Raw genomic sequence first — 20,980 nt, 5'->3', positions numbered from 1 at the left:
AGTGGGGGAAGGAGACGCTGCTACATGCGAATTCACAACTAACATAGGGCAGCATCTTCCTCCCCCACTTGTGGGGGAGGACCGAGGTGGGGGACAGCAAGCACCCAGCCCCCCTTCTCATCCAAAGGATCCCATGAAAAACGCCACTTTCTATGTGATGGAGTCTGAGAGCGCCAGCGACGGCTTAACCGCCATCGAGGCTCTAGTTTGCTCTCTTGCCGAAACACGCTGGCGTGACGGCAAACGCATCCTGATTGCCTGCGAAAACGAAGAACAAGCCAATCGGCTGGATGAAGCGCTCTGGCTGCTCCCGGCCAACGCCTTTGTGCCGCACAACCTGGCCGGTGAAGGCCCGCGCTACGGCGCACCGGTTGAGCTGGCCTGGCCGCAGCGTCGCGGCAGTTCACCGCGCGATCTGCTGATCAGCCTTCTGCCACAGTTCGCAGATTTTGCTACTGGTTTCCATGAAGTGATAGACTTCGTTCCTTATGAAGAATCCCTAAAACAACTGGCGCGCGATCGCTATAAAGCCTATCGCAGCGTTGGTTTCCAATTGAATACGGCGACGCCACCCTCGCCGCAAACGACAGTGTAGAAATGGAAAAGACATATAACCCGCAAGATATCGAGCAGCCGCTCTACGAGCACTGGGAACAGCAGGGCTACTTTAAACCGAATGGCGATACCAGCCAGGAAAGCTTTTGCATCATGATCCCGCCGCCGAACGTCACCGGCAGCTTGCATATGGGTCACGCTTTCCAGCAGACCATCATGGATACCATGATTCGCTACCAGCGCATGCAGGGTAAAAATACCTTGTGGCAGGCCGGTACCGATCACGCCGGTATCGCCACGCAGATGGTGGTTGAACGCAAAATCGCCGCTGAAGAGGGCAAAACGCGCCAGGATTACGGCCGCGATGCGTTCATCGACAAAATCTGGCAATGGAAAGCGGAATCTGGCGGCACCATTACGCGCCAGATGCGTCGTCTCGGCAACTCGGTTGACTGGGAGCGCGAGCGCTTCACCATGGACGAAGGTCTGTCCAACGCAGTGCGCGAAGTGTTTGTCCGCCTGTACAAAGAGAACCTGATTTACCGTGGCAAGCGCCTGGTGAACTGGGATCCAAAACTGCGTACCGCCATCTCCGATTTGGAAGTGGAAAACCGCGAGAGCAAAGGCTCGATGTGGCACATCCGCTATCCGCTGGCTGACGGCGTGAAAACCGCAGAAGGCAAAGATTATCTGGTGGTGGCGACCACGCGTCCGGAAACCCTGCTGGGCGATACTGGCGTGGCAGTTAACCCGGAAGATCCGCGCTATAAAGATCTGATCGGCAAAGAGCTGATCCTGCCGCTGGTGAACCGTCGCATTCCGATCGTTGGCGATGAACACGCTGACATGGAAAAAGGCACCGGCTGCGTGAAGATCACCCCAGCGCATGACTTCAACGACTACGAAGTGGGTCGTCGTCATAAGCTGCCGATGATCAACATTCTGACCTTTGATGGCGATATCCGCGAGCGCGCGGAAGTGTTCGACACCAATGGCGGAGTCAGCGACGAGTGCGCCGACGACATCCCGGCACAGTTCCAGAAGATGGAGCGTTTCGCCGCGCGTAAAGCGATTGTGGCTGCCGTTGATGAGATCGGCCTGCTGGAAGAGATCAAACCGCATGACCTTACCGTGCCTTACGGCGATCGCGGCGGCGTGGTGATCGAGCCAATGCTGACCGACCAATGGTATGTGCGCACCGCACCGCTGGCGAAAGTTGCAGTTGAAGCGGTAGAAAACGGCGACATCCAGTTTGTGCCGAAGCAGTACGAAAACATGTACTTCTCATGGATGCGCGACATTCAGGATTGGTGTATTTCACGCCAGCTGTGGTGGGGACATCGCATCCCAGCATGGTACGACAACGACGGCAACGTCTACGTTGGCCGCACCGAAGACGAAGTGCGTCAGGAAAACAATCTGGCCGCCGACGTGGCGCTGCGCCAGGACGACGACGTGCTGGACACCTGGTTCTCGTCCGGTCTGTGGACCTTCTCGACGCTGGGCTGGCCAGAGAACACCGAAGCGCTGCGTACCTTCCATCCAACCAGCGTGTTGGTGAGCGGCTTCGACATCATCTTCTTCTGGATTGCGCGCATGATCATGCTGACCATGCACTTCATTAAAGATGAAAACGGCAAGCCACAAGTGCCGTTCAAAACCGTCTACATGACCGGTTTGATCCGTGATGAAGAAGGCCAGAAGATGTCCAAGTCGAAAGGCAACGTCATCGATCCGCTGGATATGATTGACGGCATTTCGCTGGAAGATCTGTTGGAGAAACGTACCGGCAACATGATGCAGCCGCAGCTGGCTGAGAAGATCCGCAAACGTACCGAGAAGCAATTCCCGGACGGCATCGTGCCTTCAGGTACCGATGCGCTGCGCTTTACCCTCGCCGCGCTGGCGTCTACCGGTCGTGATATCAACTGGGATATGAAGCGCCTCGAAGGTTACCGCAACTTCTGTAACAAGCTGTGGAACGCCAGCCGCTTCGTGCTGATGAATACCGAAGAGCAGGATTGCGGCCAAAACGGCGGCGAAATGAAGCTGTCGCTGGCGGATCGCTGGATCCTGAGCGAATTCAACCGCAGCGTGAAAGCTTATTGCGAAGCGCTGGATAGCTATCGCTTTGATATCGCGGCCAACATTCTGTACGACTTCACCTGGAACCAGTTCTGTGACTGGTATCTGGAGCTGACCAAGCCGGTGATGACCAGCGGTAGCGAAGCGGAACTGCGCGGTACGCGTAATACGCTGGTCACCGTGCTGGAAGCGCTGCTGCGTCTGGCGCATCCAATCATTCCTTACATCACCGAAACCATCTGGCAGCGTGTGAAAGGCCTGAAAAACATCGACCACGATACCATCATGCTGCAGCCGTTCCCGCAGTATGAAGCGGCGAAAGAGGATGCCGAGGCGCAGGCCGATATCGAGTGGATGAAGCAGGCGATCGTTGCGGTGCGTAATATCCGTGCTGAGATGAACATTGCACCAAGCAAGCCGCTCGACGTGCTGCTGCGTGACTGCTCTGCCGCCGCTCAGCGTCGCGTAGAAGAGAACCGCACCTTCCTGTCGCGTCTGGCGCGTCTGGAAAGCCTGACCATTCTGCCTGCGGGCGAGAAAGGCCCGGTTTCGGTCACCAAGATTGTTGAAGGCGCTGAGTTGCTAATCCCGATGGCGGATCTGGTCAACAAAGAAGCCGAGCTGGAGCGTCTGGCGAAAGAGCTGGTGAAACTTGATGTCGAAATCGAGAAAATCCAGACCAAGCTGGCGAACGAAGGCTTCGTGTCACGTGCGCCGGAAGCGGTTGTCGCGAAAGAGCGCGAGCGCGTGGCTGAGCTTGAGCAATCAAAAGCAAAACTGTTTGAACAGCAGGGCGTGATTGCGGCATTGTAAGCGCTTCAGTCCAACTGCTTAATCGAAGCCGGGCACTGCCCGGTTTTTTTATACCGGAAGATAATGATGACCACCGACGCCTCCATCAATTTAAAGGTGCGCCCCATTACCGCTGCCGATAACGCGCTGATCGCACAGGTGATCCGTGATGTGTCAGCTGAATTTGGCCTGACGGCGGACAAAGGCTACACCGTGTCCGATCCCCATCTCGATCGCCTGTTCGAACTCTACAGCGAAGCCAACAGCGCCTACTGGATTGTGGAACATGATGGTGTGGTGGTGGGCGGCGGCGGCGTTGCTCCGCTGGCCTGCAGCGCGCCGGATATTTGCGAGCTGCAGAAGATGTATTTCCTGCCGCAGGTGCGCGGCTTAGGGTTGGCGCGCGATTTGGCGCTGCGCGCCATGGAATTTGCCCGTCAGCAGGGTTTTCAGCGCTGCTATCTGGAAACCACCGGCAGTTTGACGCGTGCGATTAAGTTGTATGAGTCATTGGGGTTTGAGCTGATTGATAGCGCGATGGGTTGTACCGGGCATGTGGATTGTGAAGTGCGGATGCTGAAGGTGTTGTGATTTGATTGCTGGCTGTGATGTGCTCGCTGCCCCCCATCCCGGCCTTCCCCCGCAAGCGGGGGAAGGAGATGCTGCCACATGCAGCTTCATCACTGGCATGTGGCAGCATCTTCCTCCCCCATTTATGGGGGAGGACCGAGGAGGGGGACAGCGCGCACAAACCTAAACCGCCGGCACCCCACTATGAAAGCGTAACTCGCCATCCGGCTCACTGATTAAGCGCGCTTCTGTTTCACCAAAAACCTGCACCCGCGGCGCAATGTCCTTCGGCGAAATCTGCTGCGCCAGCTTCAGGTAATCCTGATAGTGACGCGCTTCTGAGCGCAGCAGCGAAATATAGAACTTCTCCAGTTGCTCATCCAGATACGGCGCCAGGCTGGCGAAACGCTCGCAGGAACGTGCTTCGATGTACGCCCCGCAAATCAGCTTATCCACCAGCGCTTCCGGCTCGTAAGTGCGAATTTCGCGAATCAACCCTTTGGCATAGCGGCTGGCGGTGATTTTGCGATACGGCAAACCGCGCGACTGCATGATTTCCCACACCTGATAGAAGTGATGCAGCTCCTCTTTCACCAGCAGCACCATCATCTCCACCAGATCGTCGGCCCACGGCAGTTCGTTGCGCACGATAATACTTTTGGTCAGATTCTTGTGGGCATTGATGAAGTTACCGTCCTGCTCGTCGCGGTAGATAAAATCTTCATACGGCTTGAGCCACGCCAGAATGGCATCACCACTCGGCTTATCCGCCACGTATTTACGGATGATAAACACCGCCGTTTGCGCGGCCTTTAATTCACAAACCATGTGATCGGTGAGCAACAACGTCAGATTTTCCGGCTTGCGCGCTTCATCAATCCACGCTTGTGGCGTGCGGCAATGCAGGAATTGATAGATCGGTTCTAATAGCGGAGCGTAATTCATGGGCAGTCTTTTGTGTTACGGGGAAACGTTTCAGGGCGGCGAGCGCCGCCCATTAATGCTTAGTGACGCACACCGTTGTCTTCTTCGTCGTCGATGAACTCGCCATCGTCGTCTTCATCTTCGGCATCAGGATCTTCAAAGTAGGTGCCCCAACCGTCGTAATCGACGTTGTAGCTGCCTGCCAGATTAACCAGTTGCTCAACCTGCGCATCAATCAACTCAGGCTTCAACGCGCCTTCGCTCAGGATATCCACACACATCACGGTGGTACCGTCTTCCAGCTCCAGCTCTTCTGGCTCGCTCACTTCGTAGCCCAGTTTGAAGGCATCAACCGCGACCTTCTCCAGCGAGTCGAAGTTGTTGCAGGAGAGATGATGCTCAATAGTGTAAAGCGCATCTGGATCGCTGCCGTCTTCCAGCAGCTCTTCAATGATCAGTCGCGTCTCTTCGCGCTGTTCTTCCAGCAATGCTTCATATGCCATGGGTGTGTCCTCAAATATTCGGCTGAATACCATTATTTTCCCACACTGCCTCGCGCGCCACTACACAAAACAACAAGTTTCTTAACGCTGGGGTTGAAAATGCATATTCATACGGTTAGATTGAATTTTAATTCATTTTAATGTGGGCACCCGGAGCGCTGTATGAGTCAGCTACATCAAAGACATTTCCTGAGATTGCTGGATTTCACCCCAGCCGAAATCGATTCTCTGCTGAGCCTGGCAGGTGAATTAAAACACGCAAAGAAAAATGCCAGCGAAACGCAATACCTGAAAGGCAAAAACATCGCGCTCATCTTCGAAAAAGACTCGACTCGTACCCGATGCTCTTTCGAAGTTGCCGCTTATGATCAGGGCGCTAACGTTACCTATCTCGGTCCAAGCGGCAGCCAAATCGGCCATAAAGAGTCGATGAAGGACACCGCGCGCGTGTTGGGACGCATGTATGACGGTATTCAATATCGCGGCTACGGCCAGGAACTGGTGGAAACCTTAGCGGAATTCGCTGGCGTGCCGGTGTGGAACGGCCTGACGACTGAATTCCATCCCACGCAGCTGCTGGCCGATCTGCTGACAATGCAGGAACATCTGCCAGGCAAATCGCTGAATGCAATGACGCTGGTTTACGTCGGCGATGCGCGCAACAACATGGGCAACAGCATGCTGGAAGCCGCTGCGCTGGTCGGCCTGGATCTGCGTTTGGTGGCACCAAAAGGCTGCTGGCCAGAAGCGGAACTGGTGGATCAATGCCGCGTGGTCGCGCAGCAAACCGGTGGCAAAATCACCCTGACCGAAGAGATCGCCGAAGGCGTGCAAGGTGCCGACTTCATTTACACGGATGTGTGGGTGTCGATGGGCGAAGCCAAATCGGTGTGGGAAGATCGCATCGCCCTGCTGCGTCCTTATCAGGTGAACAGCGCGATGCTGGCACTGACCGGCAACCCGCAGGTGAAGTTCCTGCACTGCTTGCCGGCCTTCCATGACGACAAAACCACGCTGGGCCGGCAAATGGCCGAGCAGTACGGTTTGCAGGATGGCATGGAAGTGAGTAATGAGGTGTTTGAATCGGCGCACAGCATCGTGTTCGATCAGGCTGAAAACCGCATGCACACCATTAAAGCGGTGATGGTGGCGACACTCGGCAAGCTATGATTGGTCGCGCCGCAAACGTTTACCTCGCGCGCGATATTTGCTTGATGCAAATCAGTGAATGCGTATAATGCGGCCCAATTTGCCGGAGGAAACATGCAACAGCGCAGCGCAAAATTTGACGCTCAACGACGCCTGACAGCGGGCGGCGCATCTGTTTCTTTCCGTCATCAATCGATCGTAAAAAAAGCCCCTTAAGCAGGGGCTTTTTTTTGTCCGCAATCCGGCAGCGCAGAGGAGAACGCTATGGCCAACCCGCTATATCGCAAGCACATTATTTCCATCAACGATCTCAACCGCGACGAGCTGGAGCTGGTGCTGCACACCGCCGCCCAGTTGAAAGCCAATCCCCAGCCGGAGTTGCTGAAACACAACGTGATCGCCAGCTGCTTCTTTGAGGCTTCAACGCGCACGCGCTTGTCGTTTGAAACCGCGATGCATCGTCTCGGCGCATCGGTGGTGGGCTTCGCCGATGGCAGCAATACCTCGCTCGGCAAGAAAGGCGAAACCCTCGCCGATACCATTTCGGTGATTGGTACTTACGTCGATGCCATCGTGATGCGTCATCCGCAGGAAGGCGCGGCGCGTCTGGCGACGGAATTCTCCGGCGGCATTCCGATTCTCAACGCCGGTGACGGTGCCAACCAGCATCCGACGCAAACGCTGCTCGATCTCTTCACCATCCGCGAAACGCAAAATCGCCTCGATAACCTGAATGTGGCGATGGTCGGCGATCTGAAATATGGCCGCACCGTGCATTCACTGACGCAGGCGCTGGCGAAGTTTGATGGCAACCGCTTCTTCTTTATCGCGCCGGATGCGCTGGCGATGCCGTCGTATATCACCGATATGCTGGATGAGCAGAACATTGCCTGGTCGCGCCACGACACCATCGAAGAAGTGATGCCCGAACTCGACATTCTGTATATGACGCGCGTACAGAAAGAGCGCCTTGATCCGTCGGAATACGCCAACGTCAAAGCACAGTTCATCCTGCGCGCCGCCGATTTAGCCGGTGCGCGCGACAACATGAAAGTGCTGCATCCACTACCGCGTATCGACGAGATCACCACCGACGTGGATAACACGCCGCACGCCTGGTATTTCCAGCAGGCTGGAAATGGCATCTTCGCTCGCCAGGCACTGCTGGCGCTGGTACTGAATCGCGAACTGGCACTGTAAGGAGCAAAGCGATGACACACGATAATAAATTGCAGGTTGAAGCCATCAAACGCGGCACGGTGATTGACCATATCCCGGCGCAGGTCGGCTTTAAGTTACTGTCGCTGTTTCGTTTGACCGAAACCGATCAGCGCATCACCATCGGCCTCAACTTGCCGTCGGGCGAGATGGGCCGCAAAGATCTGATCAAAATCGAAAACACTTTTCTGACCGACGATCAGATCAATCAGCTGGCGGTGTATGCGCCGCTCGCGACTGTGAACCGCATTGACGAATACGAAGTGGTCGCGAAGATCGCCCCCACCTTGCCAGATCGTATTGACCGCGTGCTGACCTGTCCGAACAGCAACTGCATCAGCCGCAACGAGCCGGTGTTCACCAGCTTTGCGGTGAAAAAGCGCGAAGATGATGTTCATCTGAAATGCAAATATTGCGAGAAAGAGTTCGCGCGCCACGTGGTGCTCGGTCACTGGTAATCGCCTGCGTCGTCCCTATAATGGGACGATTCATTTCGCGGCGGACATCGGTCGGCCGCGCACTTTCAAGGAGAAACAATGTCTCGCGAAATCAGTACTTCAAACGCACCCGCAGCGATTGGCCCTTACGTGCAGGGCGTGGATCTCGGCAGTATGATCATCACGTCAGGCCAGATCCCGGTTGATCCCGCCACTGGCGCCGTTGCCGACGATGTTTCTGCGCAGGCACGTCAGTCACTGGAAAATGTGAAGGCGATTGTCGAAGCCGCAGGCCTGAAAGTGGGCGATATCGTGAAAACTACCGTGTTTGTGAAGGATCTGAATGACTTCGCCACGGTGAACGCAACTTACGAAGCGTTCTTCACCGAGCATAACGCCAGCTTCCCTGCGCGTTCTTGCGTGGAAGTGGCGCGTCTGCCGAAAGATGTGAAGATTGAGATCGAGGCGATTGCGGTTCGTCGTTGATTTGGTTGGTTGGTTGGTGCTGGCTGTCCCCCTCCTCGGTCCTCCCCCATTAATGGGGGAGGAAGATGCTGCAAAATGTCAGTGTTGAAGCTGCATGTGGCAGCATCTCCCTCCCCCGCAAGCGGGGGAAGGCGGGGATGGGGGACAGCCAGCACAATACCTATTTAAACGATCGCAACAACTTCTCCAGCGGTCGCACCAGCGCCAGCACCGTTTCATCTTGCACCTGCGCTGCCGCATCCAATTGCGTATGCATCTGCGCCACTTCGCCTGCGCCATACGCCTGATTACGCTCCAGCGCGTTGACCAAATCCAGCCCCATCCGACTCAGTTCCGCCACTTGCTGCACCTGCTGCTGTAGCGGCTTGAGCTGATAGCTACCCAGAATCAGTGGCATCACCGCATCGCTGTTGTTCTGCCAGCGCTGCAGTTGCTGACGAATAGCATGCGCCGCCGCATGATCGGCGCGATTGGCGATCACGCGATCAACCTGCTTATCCAGCAAACGCACCGCGTTGCTCTCGGCAGGTAGCACATCCGCCAAACGATTGAGCGGTTCAAAATAGTCGTAATGCCCTGCCTGGAATTTCAGATGCTGGCGCGTGTAGTACTGCGCCGGTTCCAGCACTTCGGCCAATATGCGCAGCGGCGTGATGTCGCTGCTGTTCGCCAGTCGCATCATCTGCACTTCAGCCTGCTGATGCTGCTGCAGACCGACAGAAATGGTGCCCCAGCGATCCACCGCGCTCAGGCGTTGATACATGTTATCGCTGTCGGTGACATCCTTCGCCGACCATAACCGCTCAGCCACCACAAAGGCGCGCGGCCACAGGCGTGTATCAATCACCCGGCTATTTACGTTCTCCGCCCACAGCGCCGCTTCACCGCCAATCAGGTTGTTTTGCAGCTGTTGCGGCGTCGGCAGCGATGGCGCAATACCAGCTGGCACTTGTGCCAGTTTGCTGCCTTCCGTGGGATAACGCACGTTGCCCACCAGCATATAACCGGTCAGCTTGTCTTGCGTCAGCGTCACCATCGGCTGGAACGGCCCCATCCACGTATCGACGCTGAAGGTCAGCTGCGTTGGCGACAGCCAGCGGATATCGCTGACCATGCGACGTGCTTTGCCGCTGAAATCGATAAAGCCGCGCCAGCCGTTTTTCCCTTCAACCAGCGTAAAGCTGCCTTTCAGCGCGCTGCCTTTCAGACGCGGCATGGTGAATTGCCAGCTCTGCGTCTGCTCACCGGCTTGCACCTGATCCGCACCGTTAAGCCCTTGCGGCCAGGGTTCATTGCGATAGTGATAGGCGGCGGTTTGCGGCTGATCGAGATAGAAACCGGTGGAGAGAATGCCACGGAAGTCGTTTTTCGCCACGGTACCCAACGCATCCTGTCCTTGCCACGATTGAATCAGAATGCTTTTTGGCAGATCAGGATGGTAAACCTCATCCCAACCGATCATGCGGCGCTGATGCGCTTCGAGGATTTTCTCAACGCGCTGGTTAAACCAGGCTTGCAGCGCATGCGAATCTTTCAGGCCGTGGTCGCGCATAAATTGCTGAATACGCGTGGAATCATTCCACTGAGTTGGATCGACCTCATCGCCGCCGATGTGAATGTAGGGATCGGGGAAGATCGCCGTGACTTCGCCCATTAAGGTGTCGATAAAGCGGAACACCGCGTCGTTGCTGGGATCGAGCAGCGGCTTAAATACACCCCAGCCGCGCTCCATCTGATACGGGCCCGGCGCGCTCATTAATTCCGGCATCGCCACCGCGATCGCCGAGGCATGGCCTGGCAGATCGATTTCCGGTACCACGCGCACGCCGCGCTGCGTGGCATAGCGCACCACATCGCGCATCTGCTGCTGCGTGTAGTACAGACCGTCGCTGGCTTTCTCTTGCAGCTGCGGATAGTGGCTGGAGGCAAAACGCCAACCTTGATCGTCAGTTAAGTGCCAGTGAAACACGTTCATGCGCGCGGCCGCGATGCCGTCGATTTGCCGCTTCACGGTTTCAATCGGCAGGAAATGGCGCGCCGAATCAATCAGCACACCGCGCCACGGAAAGCGCGGTTTATCGTCAATGGTGACGTAGGGAATTTCGGTGCCTTTTTCCGTGTTTTCAATCAGCTGTAGCACGGTTTCCATGCCGCGCATCGCACCAAAGCGCGTGTTGGCTTTCAGTAATACGCCGTCGCTGTTAACCAGCAGATGATAACTTTCGTCGCTGTCCGGCTGCGGGATCGGATCAACCGCCTGCGCGATTTGCACCTGAATGCTGGGATGATCGCTGGATGCGCTAGCTGGCAGCAGCGGCCAGCCGGTTTGCCGCGCAATGCGTGCACGCCAGCGCGATTCAGCACCTTCCAGATGATCGCCCGAGATATGCAAGGTGAGCTGCGGCGTTAACGCATACGCCCCGCCGCCGCTTGGTTGCACCACGCTTTGTGGCCACGGCATCAGCGGTAAATCCCCGGCGGGCGCGGCGAAGGTGGAAAAAGTCATGGATAAACAACAGGCAAGCAAGGTTCTCTGCAATAGCATCTGGGCATCCTTGTAAATGAAACAGCGGACCAAAATGGGCAAAAGGCCCATTAAACCTGTTTCGCTTTGCAAAGCAAGTGGCCGTAAACTGAAATCAAGGCAGGTTAAAACTTTTGTAGTTTAGCCAGATTAACCATTGCGCGGCTTTCAATCTTGGTTGTGGCTTCCTTGCTGTAGGTCAAACCGCCTGCGATTAATTTGCGCGTAAACACCATATATAGCGATTACACTCCTTAAAATTATCTACATATAGTTTCATGGAGAAGAAATGGCGACGGTGGTGATTAAGCGTGACGGCTGCAGAGTGCCGTTTGATGCGCAGCGGATCGAGGCAGCAGTAAGCGCGGCTGCGCGTGCGGCACAAATCGATGATACGGCATGGTGCGCGCAAGTGGCGGCGCAGGTTAGCCAGCAGCTGGCTGAACAGGCCGAAGTGGATATTCGTGATATTCAGTGCGCGGTGGAAGAGACGCTGATGAGCGGACGCTGGCCGCAGCTGGCACGCGCCTATATCGAATATCGCCATGACCGCGATTTAGCACGCGAGCAACGCGGTAAACTGCATCACGCCATTCGCGGTTTAGTGGAGCAAACCAACGCGGCGCTGCTCAATGAAAACGCCAATAAAGACAGCAAAGTGATCCCAACCCAACGTGACCTGCTGGCCGGCATCGTCGCCAAACATTACGCTCAGCAGCAACTGTTGCCACGCGATGTGGTGCTGGCGCATGAGCGCGGCGACATCCACTATCACGATCTCGACTATTCCCCGTTCTTCCCGATGTTTAACTGCATGCTGATCGATCTACACGGCATGCTGACCAACGGTTTCAAGATGGGCAATGCCGAGATTGAGCCGCCCAAATCGATCGCCACCGCTACAGCGGTCACCGCGCAGATCATCGCGCAGGTCGCCAGCCACATTTATGGCGGCACCACCATCAACCGCATTGATGAAGTGCTGGCACCGTTCGTCACGCTCAGCCTGGAGAAACACCGCGCGGTGGCGCAACAGTGGCAAATTCCCGATGCCGAAGCCTATGCGCGCGTGCGCACCGAGAAAGAGTGCTACGACGCGTTTCAGTCGCTGGAGTATGAAGTGAACACGCTGCACACCGCCAATGGCCAGACGCCGTTTGTCACCTTTGGCTTTGGCCTCGGCACCGACTGGGCGGCGCGCCTGATCCAGCAATCCATTCTGCGTAACCGCATTGCCGGACTGGGTAAAAATCATAAAACGGCGGTGTTCCCGAAACTGGTGTTTGCTATCCGTGAAGGCGTGAATCGTCGGCCTGGAGAAATTAACTACGATATCAAACAGCTGGCGCTAGAGTGTGCCAGCAAGCGCATGTATCCGGATATCCTCAACTACGAAAAAGTGGTGGAAGTGACCGGTTCGTTTAAAACGCCGATGGGCTGCCGCAGTTTCCTTGGCGTCTACGAGGAGAACGGCGAGCAGATTCACGAAGGCCGCAACAACATTGGCGTCATCAGCCTCAATCTGCCGCGTATCGCGCTGCAAGCCAAAGGCGACGAAGCGCAGTTCTGGCGCTTGCTGGATGAACGTCTGGCGCTGGCGAAACGCGCCTTAATGACGCGTATCGCCCGGCTGGAAAAAACCAAAGCGCGCGTGGCGCCGATTCTGTATATGGAAGGTGCCTGCGGCGTGCGCTTGAAGGCTGATGACGAAGTGGGCGCCATTTTCCGCAACGGGCGCGCCTCGATTTCCCTTGGCTACATCGGCCTGCATGAGACGCTGAATGCGCTGAGCGGCAACGAAGTGCATCCATACGACGCCGAATACCTGCGGGCAAAAGGCATGGCGATTGTCACCCATCTGCGTAACGCGGTGGATGCCTGGAAAGAGGAAACCGGCTACGGCTTCAGCTTGTACAGCACGCCGAGCGAGAATCTGTGCGACCGTTTCTGTCGCCTCGATGCCGCCGAATTTGGCGTGGTGGCGGGCGTGACCGATAAAGGGTATTACACCAACAGCTTCCATCTCGACGTTGAGAAGAAGGTCAATCCCTACGACAAGATCGACTTTGAAGCGCCCTATCCCGCCATCGCTAACGGCGGATTCATCTGTTACGGCGAATACCCCAACATCCAGCACAACCTCAAAGCGCTCGAAGACGTCTGGGATTACAGCTATCACCGCGTGCCCTATTACGGCACCAACACGCCGATTGATGAGTGCTACGAATGCGGCTTTAGCGGCGAGTTCAGTTGCACCAGCAAAGGGTTCACCTGCCCATGCTGCGGTAATCACGATCCAGCGCGCGTGTCGGTGACGCGCCGCGTGTGCGGCTATCTCGGCAGCCCGGATGCGCGTCCGTTTAACGCCGGTAAACAGCAAGAAGTGCAGCGGCGCGTTAAACATCTGGAGACAGGAAAGCTGGGATGATGCGCATCCACGGCTATTATCCGGTTGATATCGTTAACGGGCCCGGCACGCGCTGCACACTGTTTGTCGCGGGCTGCGAACATCAGTGTCGCGGCTGCTATAACCAAAGCACGTGGCGCCTGGATTCCGGCGTACCTTTTACGCTGGAGATGGAAGAGCAGCTGATCGCCGATCTTAACGATCGGCGCATTCCGCGTCAGGGCTTGTCGCTGAGCGGCGGCGATCCGCTGCATCCGCATAACGTGCCGCATGTGCGTCGCCTGGTGAAACGCGTGCGACGTGAATGTCCGGATAAGGATATCTGGCTGTGGACCGGCTACGAAATGGCGGAACTCAGTGCGGCGCAGCGCGAAGTGGTGGATGAAATTGATGTGCTGATTGACGGGCGTTTTATCGAAGCGGAAAAAGATGCGCGGCTGCTGTGGCGCGGCAGCCGCAATCAGAAGATTTGGTGGCTACGCCAGCCACAAGGCGAGCACGCCGAGCAGCATGCCGCTGCCTGCCACGCCGATCAGCGCGATCCACAGCGCCCGTGCGGGAAAGGCGCGATGCAACATCAATAACGACGGCACACTCACGGCGGGCAGCGTGACTAACAACGCCAGCGCGGGTGCAACGCCCATGCCCGCCAGCATCATGGTCTGCACAATCGGGATTTCCGCCGCGGTGGGAATCACAAACAGGCAGCCAGCAATCGCCATCAACATCACCCAAAACAGCGTGTTGCCCACCGCGCCATCCGCGTGCGGGAACAGCCAAACGCGGGCGGCACCGAGCAACAATACCGCGATGATATACAACGGAATGGTGTTGCAGAACAGCCGCCACATTACCCACAGCCAGCGCGTCAGAAACGGTTGCTCATCGCGTGCCGGGATAATGGGCGCGGCAACGGTCTGATCCGGCACACTACGCTGCACCAGCCACGCGATGCCCAATACCATCATTAAACCCGCCACCAGCCGAATCGCCGCAAAATTCCAGCTGAGCACAAAACCCATAAAAATCAGCGTGGCAGGATTGAGCAGCGGATTCGCCAGCCAAAACGCCATTGCCGCGCCGCTGGAAACCTGCGACTGACGCAAGCCAGCGGTCACCGGCGCGGCACAGCAGCTGCACATCATGCCTGGCAAACCTAATCCAGTGCCCATTAGCGTCGAGCCAAAGCGCGAGCTGCCCATCAGACGCAGCAGCCAGGCGCGTGGAATCAGCACCTGCACCAGCGATCCGAGGATCACGCCGAGCACCGCCGCTTTCCACACGGCGAGGAAATAGACCATGGCGTAATCGAGCGCTGCGCGCCACGGTGAGTCCGCCGCATTGGCCAAAATTGATTTACCTATTGAGTGCGTTTCGGCGGCAGTAAAGGCTTTGCCGTAATAAGGCTGCCATTTGACATACCACAGACCGATTACCACCACGGCGAGGAACAGCAGCGGTTTCCACCAGGCGAAGCGTGTCGCTGGGAAGTGAGAAGAGAGTTGGGTCATCACAAAATTCCGTATTCAACTGAATAACGATGCCGCGTTGAGATACGCGGCGGATAGGCCTTAGTGTTATTCAGGTCATTTCATTCCGCCATGTGGAAATCGCCTAAACTTGATCCGGGACGGAAATTTACCTCCCGTGAGAATTGCCGACTGGCTTGCGTTTTGCGACATGGCTACCAGGCTTGTTGGGTTAGAAGTGCAACGAACATAAGGTTCGTGATCAACAAGGAGGAAAAAAGATGAGCAAGAAAATAGCGGTACTGATTACCGATGAATTTGAAGACTCAGAGTTTACCTCACCGGCGGAGGCTTACACTCAGGCAGGCCACGAAGTGGTTACCATCGAGTTTAAGGCCGGAAACATCGTCAAAGGTAAACAGGGTAAAGCTGAAGTCAACATCGACAAGTCTATTGATGATGTGAATGCAGCCGAGTTCGATGCGCTGCTGCTGCCCGGCGGACACTCTCCCGATGCTCTGCGCGGTGACGATCGCTTCATCAACTTCACTAAAGAGTTTGTCGCCAGCGGCAAGCCGGTGTTTGCCATTTGCCACGGCCCACAGTTGCTGATCAGCGCGAATGGCGTGCGCGACCGCAAAATGACCAGCGTAAAAGCCATCGCTATCGATCTGCGTAATGCGGGTGCGGATTTTTACGATAAAGAAGTGGTGGTTGATGACAAGTTAGTCACCAGCCGCACGCCTGAAGACCTGCCCGCGTTTAATCGCGAATCGCTGCGGATTTTGAACGCGGCCTGATCTTTTCCCGCATTGAGGTCGCCATAAATGGCGACCCTACGGCCGGCTCCAGACAATCTTCTTGCCAAAGCCCAGCGCATTGTCGGTCATCTTCACTTCGTCGAGCACGATTTCCCACAGCGGCGCAGTGACTTTCTTCGCCACCGGAAAACGCTTCTGATAGGCGTGACGCGCCAGCGTTTCCCGCTCTCCATTTAACAGCTGGATTACGCCGCGATACTGCACGCCTTTGATCAACAACACGCTTTTCGGCTGGCCATTTACCGTGCCCGCCACGTGAGGATTTGCCTGGATTAATGCGCCATGGCGCGTATCCGGCTCGGTCATCAGCCAGAACGCCATGTTTGCGGCATCAAACACATAGAAGCAGTTGGCGCACCACAGATCGTCGCCGTGGCTGGCAGATAACGACAGCACATGCTGTTTTTTTAAATAACGAATCAGATGAGCATGGTCGGACAAAATCGGACTCCGTGCGGCGAATAGCGATGCGGCCTGAAGCGCGCTACACTGCCTGCCAGCTAATTTTCGAGATGAGTATGATGGAACAAGGCTGGCAGCTCTATCTGCTACAAACCGCCGCAGGCATGCTGTATACCGGCATCACCACCGATGTTAATCGTCGCCTGCAACAGCATCAGCTAGGACGCGGCGCGCGTTCGCTGCGTGGCAAAGGCCCCTTAACGCTGGTGTTTCATTGCGATGCCGGCGATCGCGCTGCCGCGTCACGCCTTGAGTATCAGGTGAAGCAGCTTAGCCGCGCGCAAAAGCTGCTGCTGGTTGCGCAGCAGCCGCCCTGCTTAGTAGCCTGGTTTAGTCGAAACGATTAAACGGTTCGGCGAATTCGATCAGCCCTTCTGCACCGACGAACGCATCGTCTGCCAGTTTGTACACCTGAAAGGCCGCTTCGCTGCCTAACCAACGACAGTGCAAACCATGACGTGCCGCCGGTTCAAAGCCGAGTGGATTGTAGAACTCAGGATCGCCCAACACCACCACGGCGCTGTAGCTGAACTCATTAAGTGAATCCAATCCTTCATACACCAGCTGTTTAGCAAGGCCCTGTTTGCGCACCGATTCATCCACGGCGAGCGGCGCCAACGCTACCCAGTTGCGGTCTTCTCCTTGCAGGGTCACCGGACTGAAAGCGGCATAACCCAGCACCTGACCTTCATCATCCGTGGCAACGACACCAAGAGTCAGCAAGCCATCTTCGCGCAGTTGCTGTATCAGTTCCGCTTCGGCAGCGGTAGCAAAACTGCGCTTTAACAGGCTATCGATGCCTGCTGCATCAACGCCAATTTCAGTACGAATCAACATGAGATCCCCGCGCGCGCCTCAGCGGCCTTCGCGTCCTGTTTCATTCCTGCCTCAATAAAAGCAGCGAGCTGCTGCAATCCCGTGCGTAATGGCGTGGGCATGGCATCCAGTTCAATGGCATCCATTAGGTTTTTCACCTCAAGTCCCAGCTCCGTGTCACCTTCAATCACCAAACGGCGTTGAAAGAACAACATATCGGGATCCGCTTTGCGTGCTGCCACCAGCAACAGATCGTTGGCTTCACCACGAAACCAGACATCAGCCTCGGTGTCGCGCGAAACGGTCAGGCGCCCTGCTTGCAGGGTGGTGATCCAGCGCAGATTCACATCGGCAACCTCGATCCCCAGATAACGCCCTTCCAGAAAGTCTAACTCACCTTCGGACAAAGCATGACGAAATTGCCAGTTTAGGAGTTGTTGCAGAATAGCTTTTTTTAGCGGGAAAGGGGTAATGGAAACGGGTAAAGCAAGGAATTCTGGGCCTTTTTCCACAATCAGACCGCGTAAGCGCGCAAACATTATCGATATTCCCTTCAGAAAATTTCATCTATTTTGCCACATCTGACCGACGTCGCCTCCACTGAGATCAAGGAAATCGCCACCTGTCTGGACGAAAAAGCTCCACTCCCGATCATCAATGCCGCTTTCACTGCCTTAAATCAACATTGCTGTCCGGTCAGTTATTTACACTCTTCGGCTTCAGAATCCGGGGAGGAAAATCTATGGAACTGCTGTGTCCGGCGGGGAATTTGCCTGCGCTGAAATCGGCGGTGGAGCATGGTGCTGACGCGGTGTATGTCGGCCTGAAAGACGATACCAATGCCCGCCACTTTGCTGGCCTCAATTTTACCGATAAAAAACTGGCTGAAGCCGCGCGCTATCTGCATCAGCATCGCCGCAAACTGCATGTGGCCATCAACACCTTCGCCCATCCTGATGGGATGAATCGCTGGCAAAGCGCGATTGATGTTGCCGCGCAGAACGGCGCGGATGCGCTGATTCTGGCGGATATTGCCACGCTGGAGTACGCGGCAAAACGCTATCCGCAGGTTGAGCGTCATCTTTCGGTACAAGCCTCCGCCACCAATCTGCAGGCCATTCATTTTTATCATCGTCACTTTCAACTTAGCCGCGTTGTGCTGCCGCGCGTGCTATCGATGCATCAGGTCAAACAGCTGGCGCGTGAGACGCCGGTGCCGCTGGAAGTGTTCGCCTTCGGTAGCCTGTGCATTATGGCCGAAGGCCGCTGCTATCTCTCATCCTGGCTGACCGGCGAGTCGCCTAACAGCGCAGGTGCCTGCTCGCCAGCGAAATTTGTCCGCTGGCAACAGACGCTAAAGGGCATGGAATCACGCCTGAATGAAGTGCTGATTGACCGCTACGCGCCCGACGAGAGTGCGGGCTATCCCACATTGTGCAAGGGCCGTTATGAAGTGGATAACCAGCTCTATCACGTGCTGGAAGAACCCACCAGCCTGAACACCTTGTCGCTGCTGCCAGAACTGCTGCGCGCCAACATTGCCTCGGTGAAAATTGAAGGGCGTCAGCGCAGCCCGGCGTATGTGGCGCAGGTGGCGAAAGTATGGCGTCAGGCCATCGATCGCTGCATGGCATCGCCGGAACAGTATGTCGTGCAGGACCCCTGGATGCAGGCGCTGGGCGAGTTATCAGAAGGCAGCCAAACCACGCTCGGTGCTTATCACCGCGACTGGCAATAAGGAGATCCCATGAAATACGCCATCGGGCCGGTGCTGTGGTACTGGCCAACAGCAACGCTGGAAACCTTTTATCAACGCGCCGCCGAGAGCAGTGCCGAAATCATCTATCTCGGCGAAGCGGTGTGCAGCAAGAGACGCGCGACGTCATTTAATCAATGGATGGACATCGCGCGCATGCTGGCGCTGCAAGGTAAGCAAGTGGTGCTGAGTACGCTGGCACTGCTGCAGTCACCCTCGGAAGTGAAGGAGCTGCGACGCTATGTCGAGAACGGTGAGTTCCTGCTGGAAGCCAATGACATCGGCACCGTGAACATGGCAGCAGAGCGCAAATTGCCGTTTGTCGCCGGACCAACCCTCAACGTGTATAACGCGCAAACGCTGCAACTGTTGCTGCAAGAAGGCATGACGCGCTGGTGCATTCCGGTGGAGATGTCCCGCGACTGGCTGATTAAGCTGCTGCAGCAGTGCGATGAGGCGGGTGTGCGCCAGCAATTTGAGGTGGAAGTGCTTGGTTATGGCCATCTGCCGCTGGCGTTGTCAGCGCGCTGCTTTACCGCACGCGCCGAGAATCGTGGCAAAGATGATTGCCAAACCTGCTGCATCAATTATCCCACTGGCCGCCGCGTGCTTTCACAGGAAGGCCAGCAGGTGTTTGTCCTCAACGGTATTCAGACCATGAGCGGCTATTGCTACAACCTCGGCAATGATTTGAGCGGCATGCATAACTGGATCGACATTGTGCGTCTGTCGCCACAGGGCGAAAGCACGCTCGCCGAAGTGGATCGCTTCCGCGCCAACGAAGCCGGTCAGGCCCCGCTGATGATGGCGCGCGGCAGCGACTGCAACGGATATTGGCGTCGCCTGGCCGGGATGGCGCTTGAAGGCGAGCGGTAAAGGCACATTCCGGCTATATTCCTGCGGTTATTAGCAGTTTTAATATGGGTAACGATGAGTAATACTCACAAGCGCAGGTCCGACTAAACACCTGCGCCATCCCTATTTGGAGTGCCCATGTCTGAGAAAAAAACTGTTCGCCTGTCCGTGTTGGATCTGGCGCCTATTCCACAAGGTTCCGCTGCACGCGATGCGTTCCATAATTCGCTGGCGCTGGCCCGTCAATCTGAAGCGCTGGGTTTCCACCGCTACTGGCTGGCTGAACACCATAATATGACGGGGATTGCCAGCGCCGCGACCGCAGTACTGATCGGCTATTTAGCCGCCAATACCGAAACGCTGCGCCTCGGCTCAGGCGGTATCATGCTGCCCAACCATGCGCCGCTGGTGATCGCCGAACAGTTTGGTACCCTCGAATCACTCTATCCTGGCCGTATCGATTTGGGACTGGGCCGCGCGCCCGGTTCGGACCAACGCACCATGCTGGCGTTGCGCCGTCATCTTTCCAGCGCCCAGGCAGATAGCTTCCCGGAAGATGTTTCTGAACTGATTCGCTGGTTTGACGCCGAAGAGGGTGAACATCCGCCAGTTCAACCGGTACCGGGTTTAGGATTGAAAATTCCGGTGTGGCTGCTCGGTTCCAGTTTGTATAGCGCGCAATTGGCCGCTCAGCTTGGTTTGCCGTTTGCGTTTGCCTCGCATTTCGCGCCCGATCTGCTGTTCCAGGCGCTGCATATTTATCGTGAGAAATTTAAACCTTCGGCGCGTCTGGCGAAGCCGTATGCGATGGTGTGCGTCAACGTGGTGGCGGCCGACAGCGAGCGTGATGCGCGCTTCCTGTTCACCTCGATGCAGCAGCAGTTTATTAATCTGCGTCGCGGCAAACCGGGTCCGCTGCCCGCGCCGGTGGAGAACATGGATAATCTGTGGTCACCGTCCGAGCAATATGGCGTGCAGCAGGCGCTGAGCATGTCGATTGTCGGCGATAGCGATAAAGTGCGCAGCGGCCTCGCCGCGTTGATGCGTGAAACCCAGGCGGATGAAATTATGGTTAACGGCCAGATTTACGATTCGCAGGCGCGTCTGCGCTCCTTCGCGCTGGCAATGGAAGCGGCACGCACGCTGTAAAC

General features: G+C 56.3%; 21 protein-coding genes. 14 read left to right on the top strand and 7 right to left on the bottom strand.

Annotated elements, in window-relative coordinates:
- Positions 1–133: 133 nt before the first annotated feature.
- From PanJK_RS15520 to PanJK_RS15510, 3 genes are all read left to right on the top strand, one after another.
- Positions 134–595 carry a DNA polymerase III subunit chi gene (locus PanJK_RS15520; RefSeq protein WP_265300906.1) on the top strand — a complete coding sequence of 154 codons (462 nt, stop codon included), beginning with the start codon at positions 134–136 and terminating at the stop codon, positions 593–595.
- Between the two features lie 2 nt (positions 596–597).
- On the top strand, positions 598–3,453 hold the full coding sequence (locus tag PanJK_RS15515) for a valine--tRNA ligase (protein ID WP_265300903.1): 2,856 nt from the start codon (positions 598–600) through the stop codon (positions 3,451–3,453).
- Between the two features lie 66 nt (positions 3,454–3,519).
- Positions 3,520–4,023: a GNAT family N-acetyltransferase gene (locus PanJK_RS15510; RefSeq protein ID WP_265300927.1), complete on the top strand. Its 504-nt coding sequence runs from the start codon at positions 3,520–3,522 to the stop codon at positions 4,021–4,023.
- A gap of 162 nt (positions 4,024–4,185) precedes the next feature.
- Here PanJK_RS15510 and miaE read toward each other — a convergent pair whose 3' ends face one another.
- Positions 4,186–4,947 carry a tRNA isopentenyl-2-thiomethyl-A-37 hydroxylase MiaE gene (miaE, locus tag PanJK_RS15505; RefSeq protein ID WP_256698303.1) on the bottom strand — a complete coding sequence of 254 codons (762 nt, stop codon included), beginning with the start codon at positions 4,945–4,947 and terminating at the stop codon, positions 4,186–4,188.
- A 59-nt stretch (positions 4,948–5,006) separates the two neighbouring features.
- Entirely contained in the window at positions 5,007–5,429 is a 423-nt protein-coding gene (gene rraB, locus PanJK_RS15500) for a ribonuclease E inhibitor RraB (RefSeq protein WP_008104254.1), read from the bottom strand.
- Between the two features lie 162 nt (positions 5,430–5,591).
- Between rraB and argF the strand changes: the two genes are divergently transcribed.
- The 4 genes from argF to ridA all read left to right on the top strand — a co-directional run bounded on the left by argF (position 5,592) and on the right by ridA (position 8,719).
- Complete coding sequence (argF, locus tag PanJK_RS15495; RefSeq protein WP_265300899.1) at positions 5,592–6,599, top strand: ornithine carbamoyltransferase; 1,008 nt, start codon at positions 5,592–5,594, stop codon at positions 6,597–6,599.
- A 243-nt stretch (positions 6,600–6,842) separates the two neighbouring features.
- A complete protein-coding gene (gene pyrB, locus PanJK_RS15490) occupies positions 6,843–7,778 on the top strand; it encodes an aspartate carbamoyltransferase (RefSeq protein ID WP_265300897.1) in 936 nt (311 codons plus the stop codon).
- Positions 7,779–7,789: 11 nt separating this feature from the next.
- Positions 7,790–8,254, top strand: coding sequence for an aspartate carbamoyltransferase regulatory subunit (gene pyrI / locus PanJK_RS15485; protein ID WP_007886734.1), 465 nt, complete (start codon positions 7,790–7,792; stop codon positions 8,252–8,254).
- 78 nt (positions 8,255–8,332) lie between these two features.
- A complete protein-coding gene (ridA, locus tag PanJK_RS15480; RefSeq protein WP_061718232.1) occupies positions 8,333–8,719 on the top strand; it encodes a 2-iminobutanoate/2-iminopropanoate deaminase in 387 nt (128 codons plus the stop codon).
- Positions 8,720–8,879: 160 nt separating this feature from the next.
- Here the strand turns inward: ridA and PanJK_RS15475 are convergent, their stop codons facing one another.
- Positions 8,880–11,264 (bottom strand): beta-N-acetylhexosaminidase, encoded by a 2,385-nt coding sequence (locus PanJK_RS15475; protein ID WP_265300893.1) that lies wholly within the window; start codon positions 11,262–11,264, stop codon positions 8,880–8,882.
- A gap of 268 nt (positions 11,265–11,532) precedes the next feature.
- Between PanJK_RS15475 and nrdD the strand changes: the two genes are divergently transcribed.
- Both nrdD and nrdG read left to right on the top strand, forming a co-directional pair.
- Positions 11,533–13,671: an anaerobic ribonucleoside-triphosphate reductase gene (gene nrdD / locus PanJK_RS15470; RefSeq protein ID WP_265300891.1), complete on the top strand. Its 2,139-nt coding sequence runs from the start codon at positions 11,533–11,535 to the stop codon at positions 13,669–13,671.
- On the top strand, positions 13,668–14,234 hold the full coding sequence (gene nrdG / locus PanJK_RS15465; RefSeq protein ID WP_256698299.1) for an anaerobic ribonucleoside-triphosphate reductase-activating protein: 567 nt from the start codon (positions 13,668–13,670) through the stop codon (positions 14,232–14,234). The genes nrdD and nrdG overlap by 4 nt, the downstream gene beginning before the upstream one ends.
- Here the strand turns inward: nrdG and PanJK_RS15460 are convergent.
- Positions 14,127–15,161 (bottom strand): permease, encoded by a 1,035-nt coding sequence (locus PanJK_RS15460; RefSeq protein WP_256698298.1) that lies wholly within the window; start codon positions 15,159–15,161, stop codon positions 14,127–14,129. The two genes, nrdG and PanJK_RS15460, sit on opposite strands and share 108 nt — an antisense overlap.
- A gap of 239 nt (positions 15,162–15,400) precedes the next feature.
- On the opposite strand from PanJK_RS15460, the gene PanJK_RS15455 reads away from it, so the two are divergent.
- Positions 15,401–15,919, top strand: coding sequence for a type 1 glutamine amidotransferase domain-containing protein (locus tag PanJK_RS15455; protein WP_256698297.1), 519 nt, complete (start codon positions 15,401–15,403; stop codon positions 15,917–15,919).
- 36 nt (positions 15,920–15,955) lie between these two features.
- Here the strand turns inward: PanJK_RS15455 and PanJK_RS15450 are convergent, their stop codons facing one another.
- Positions 15,956–16,381: a YhbP family protein gene (locus tag PanJK_RS15450; protein ID WP_265300887.1), complete on the bottom strand. Its 426-nt coding sequence runs from the start codon at positions 16,379–16,381 to the stop codon at positions 15,956–15,958.
- A gap of 80 nt (positions 16,382–16,461) precedes the next feature.
- Between PanJK_RS15450 and PanJK_RS15445 the strand changes: the two genes are divergently transcribed.
- Positions 16,462–16,749: a GIY-YIG nuclease family protein gene (locus tag PanJK_RS15445; RefSeq protein WP_061718453.1), complete on the top strand. Its 288-nt coding sequence runs from the start codon at positions 16,462–16,464 to the stop codon at positions 16,747–16,749.
- Here the strand turns inward: PanJK_RS15445 and PanJK_RS15440 are convergent.
- The gene (locus PanJK_RS15440; protein WP_061718238.1) at positions 16,733–17,239 is read right to left on the bottom strand and encodes a GNAT family N-acetyltransferase; all 507 of its coding nucleotides are present in this window, start codon (positions 17,237–17,239) and stop codon (positions 16,733–16,735) included. The two genes, PanJK_RS15445 and PanJK_RS15440, sit on opposite strands and share 17 nt — an antisense overlap.
- Positions 17,233–17,757: a ubiquinone anaerobic biosynthesis accessory factor UbiT gene (ubiT, locus tag PanJK_RS15435; protein ID WP_036648365.1), complete on the bottom strand. Its 525-nt coding sequence runs from the start codon at positions 17,755–17,757 to the stop codon at positions 17,233–17,235. The genes PanJK_RS15440 and ubiT overlap by 7 nt, the downstream gene beginning before the upstream one ends.
- 203 nt (positions 17,758–17,960) lie before the next feature.
- Here ubiT and ubiU point away from each other — a divergent pair, with 203 nt between their 5' ends.
- The 3 genes from ubiU to PanJK_RS15420 all read left to right on the top strand — a co-directional run bounded on the left by ubiU (position 17,961) and on the right by PanJK_RS15420 (position 20,978).
- Entirely contained in the window at positions 17,961–18,956 is a 996-nt protein-coding gene (gene ubiU, locus PanJK_RS15430; RefSeq protein ID WP_265300883.1) for a ubiquinone anaerobic biosynthesis protein UbiU, read from the top strand.
- Between the two features lie 9 nt (positions 18,957–18,965).
- Entirely contained in the window at positions 18,966–19,850 is an 885-nt protein-coding gene (locus tag PanJK_RS15425) for a U32 family peptidase (protein WP_265300881.1), read from the top strand.
- A 117-nt stretch (positions 19,851–19,967) separates the two neighbouring features.
- Entirely contained in the window at positions 19,968–20,978 is a 1,011-nt protein-coding gene (locus PanJK_RS15420) for a luciferase-like monooxygenase (protein ID WP_265300879.1), read from the top strand.
- The last annotated feature ends 2 nt before the right edge of the window (positions 20,979–20,980 follow it).

It is taken from the genome of Pantoea sp. JK (assembly GCF_026130245.1).
Classification (GTDB): domain Bacteria; phylum Pseudomonadota; class Gammaproteobacteria; order Enterobacterales; family Enterobacteriaceae; genus Pantoea; species Pantoea trifolii.
The sequence above is the reverse complement of the archived record's forward strand: the minus strand, read 5'-3'. Positions and strand labels throughout refer to the sequence as shown.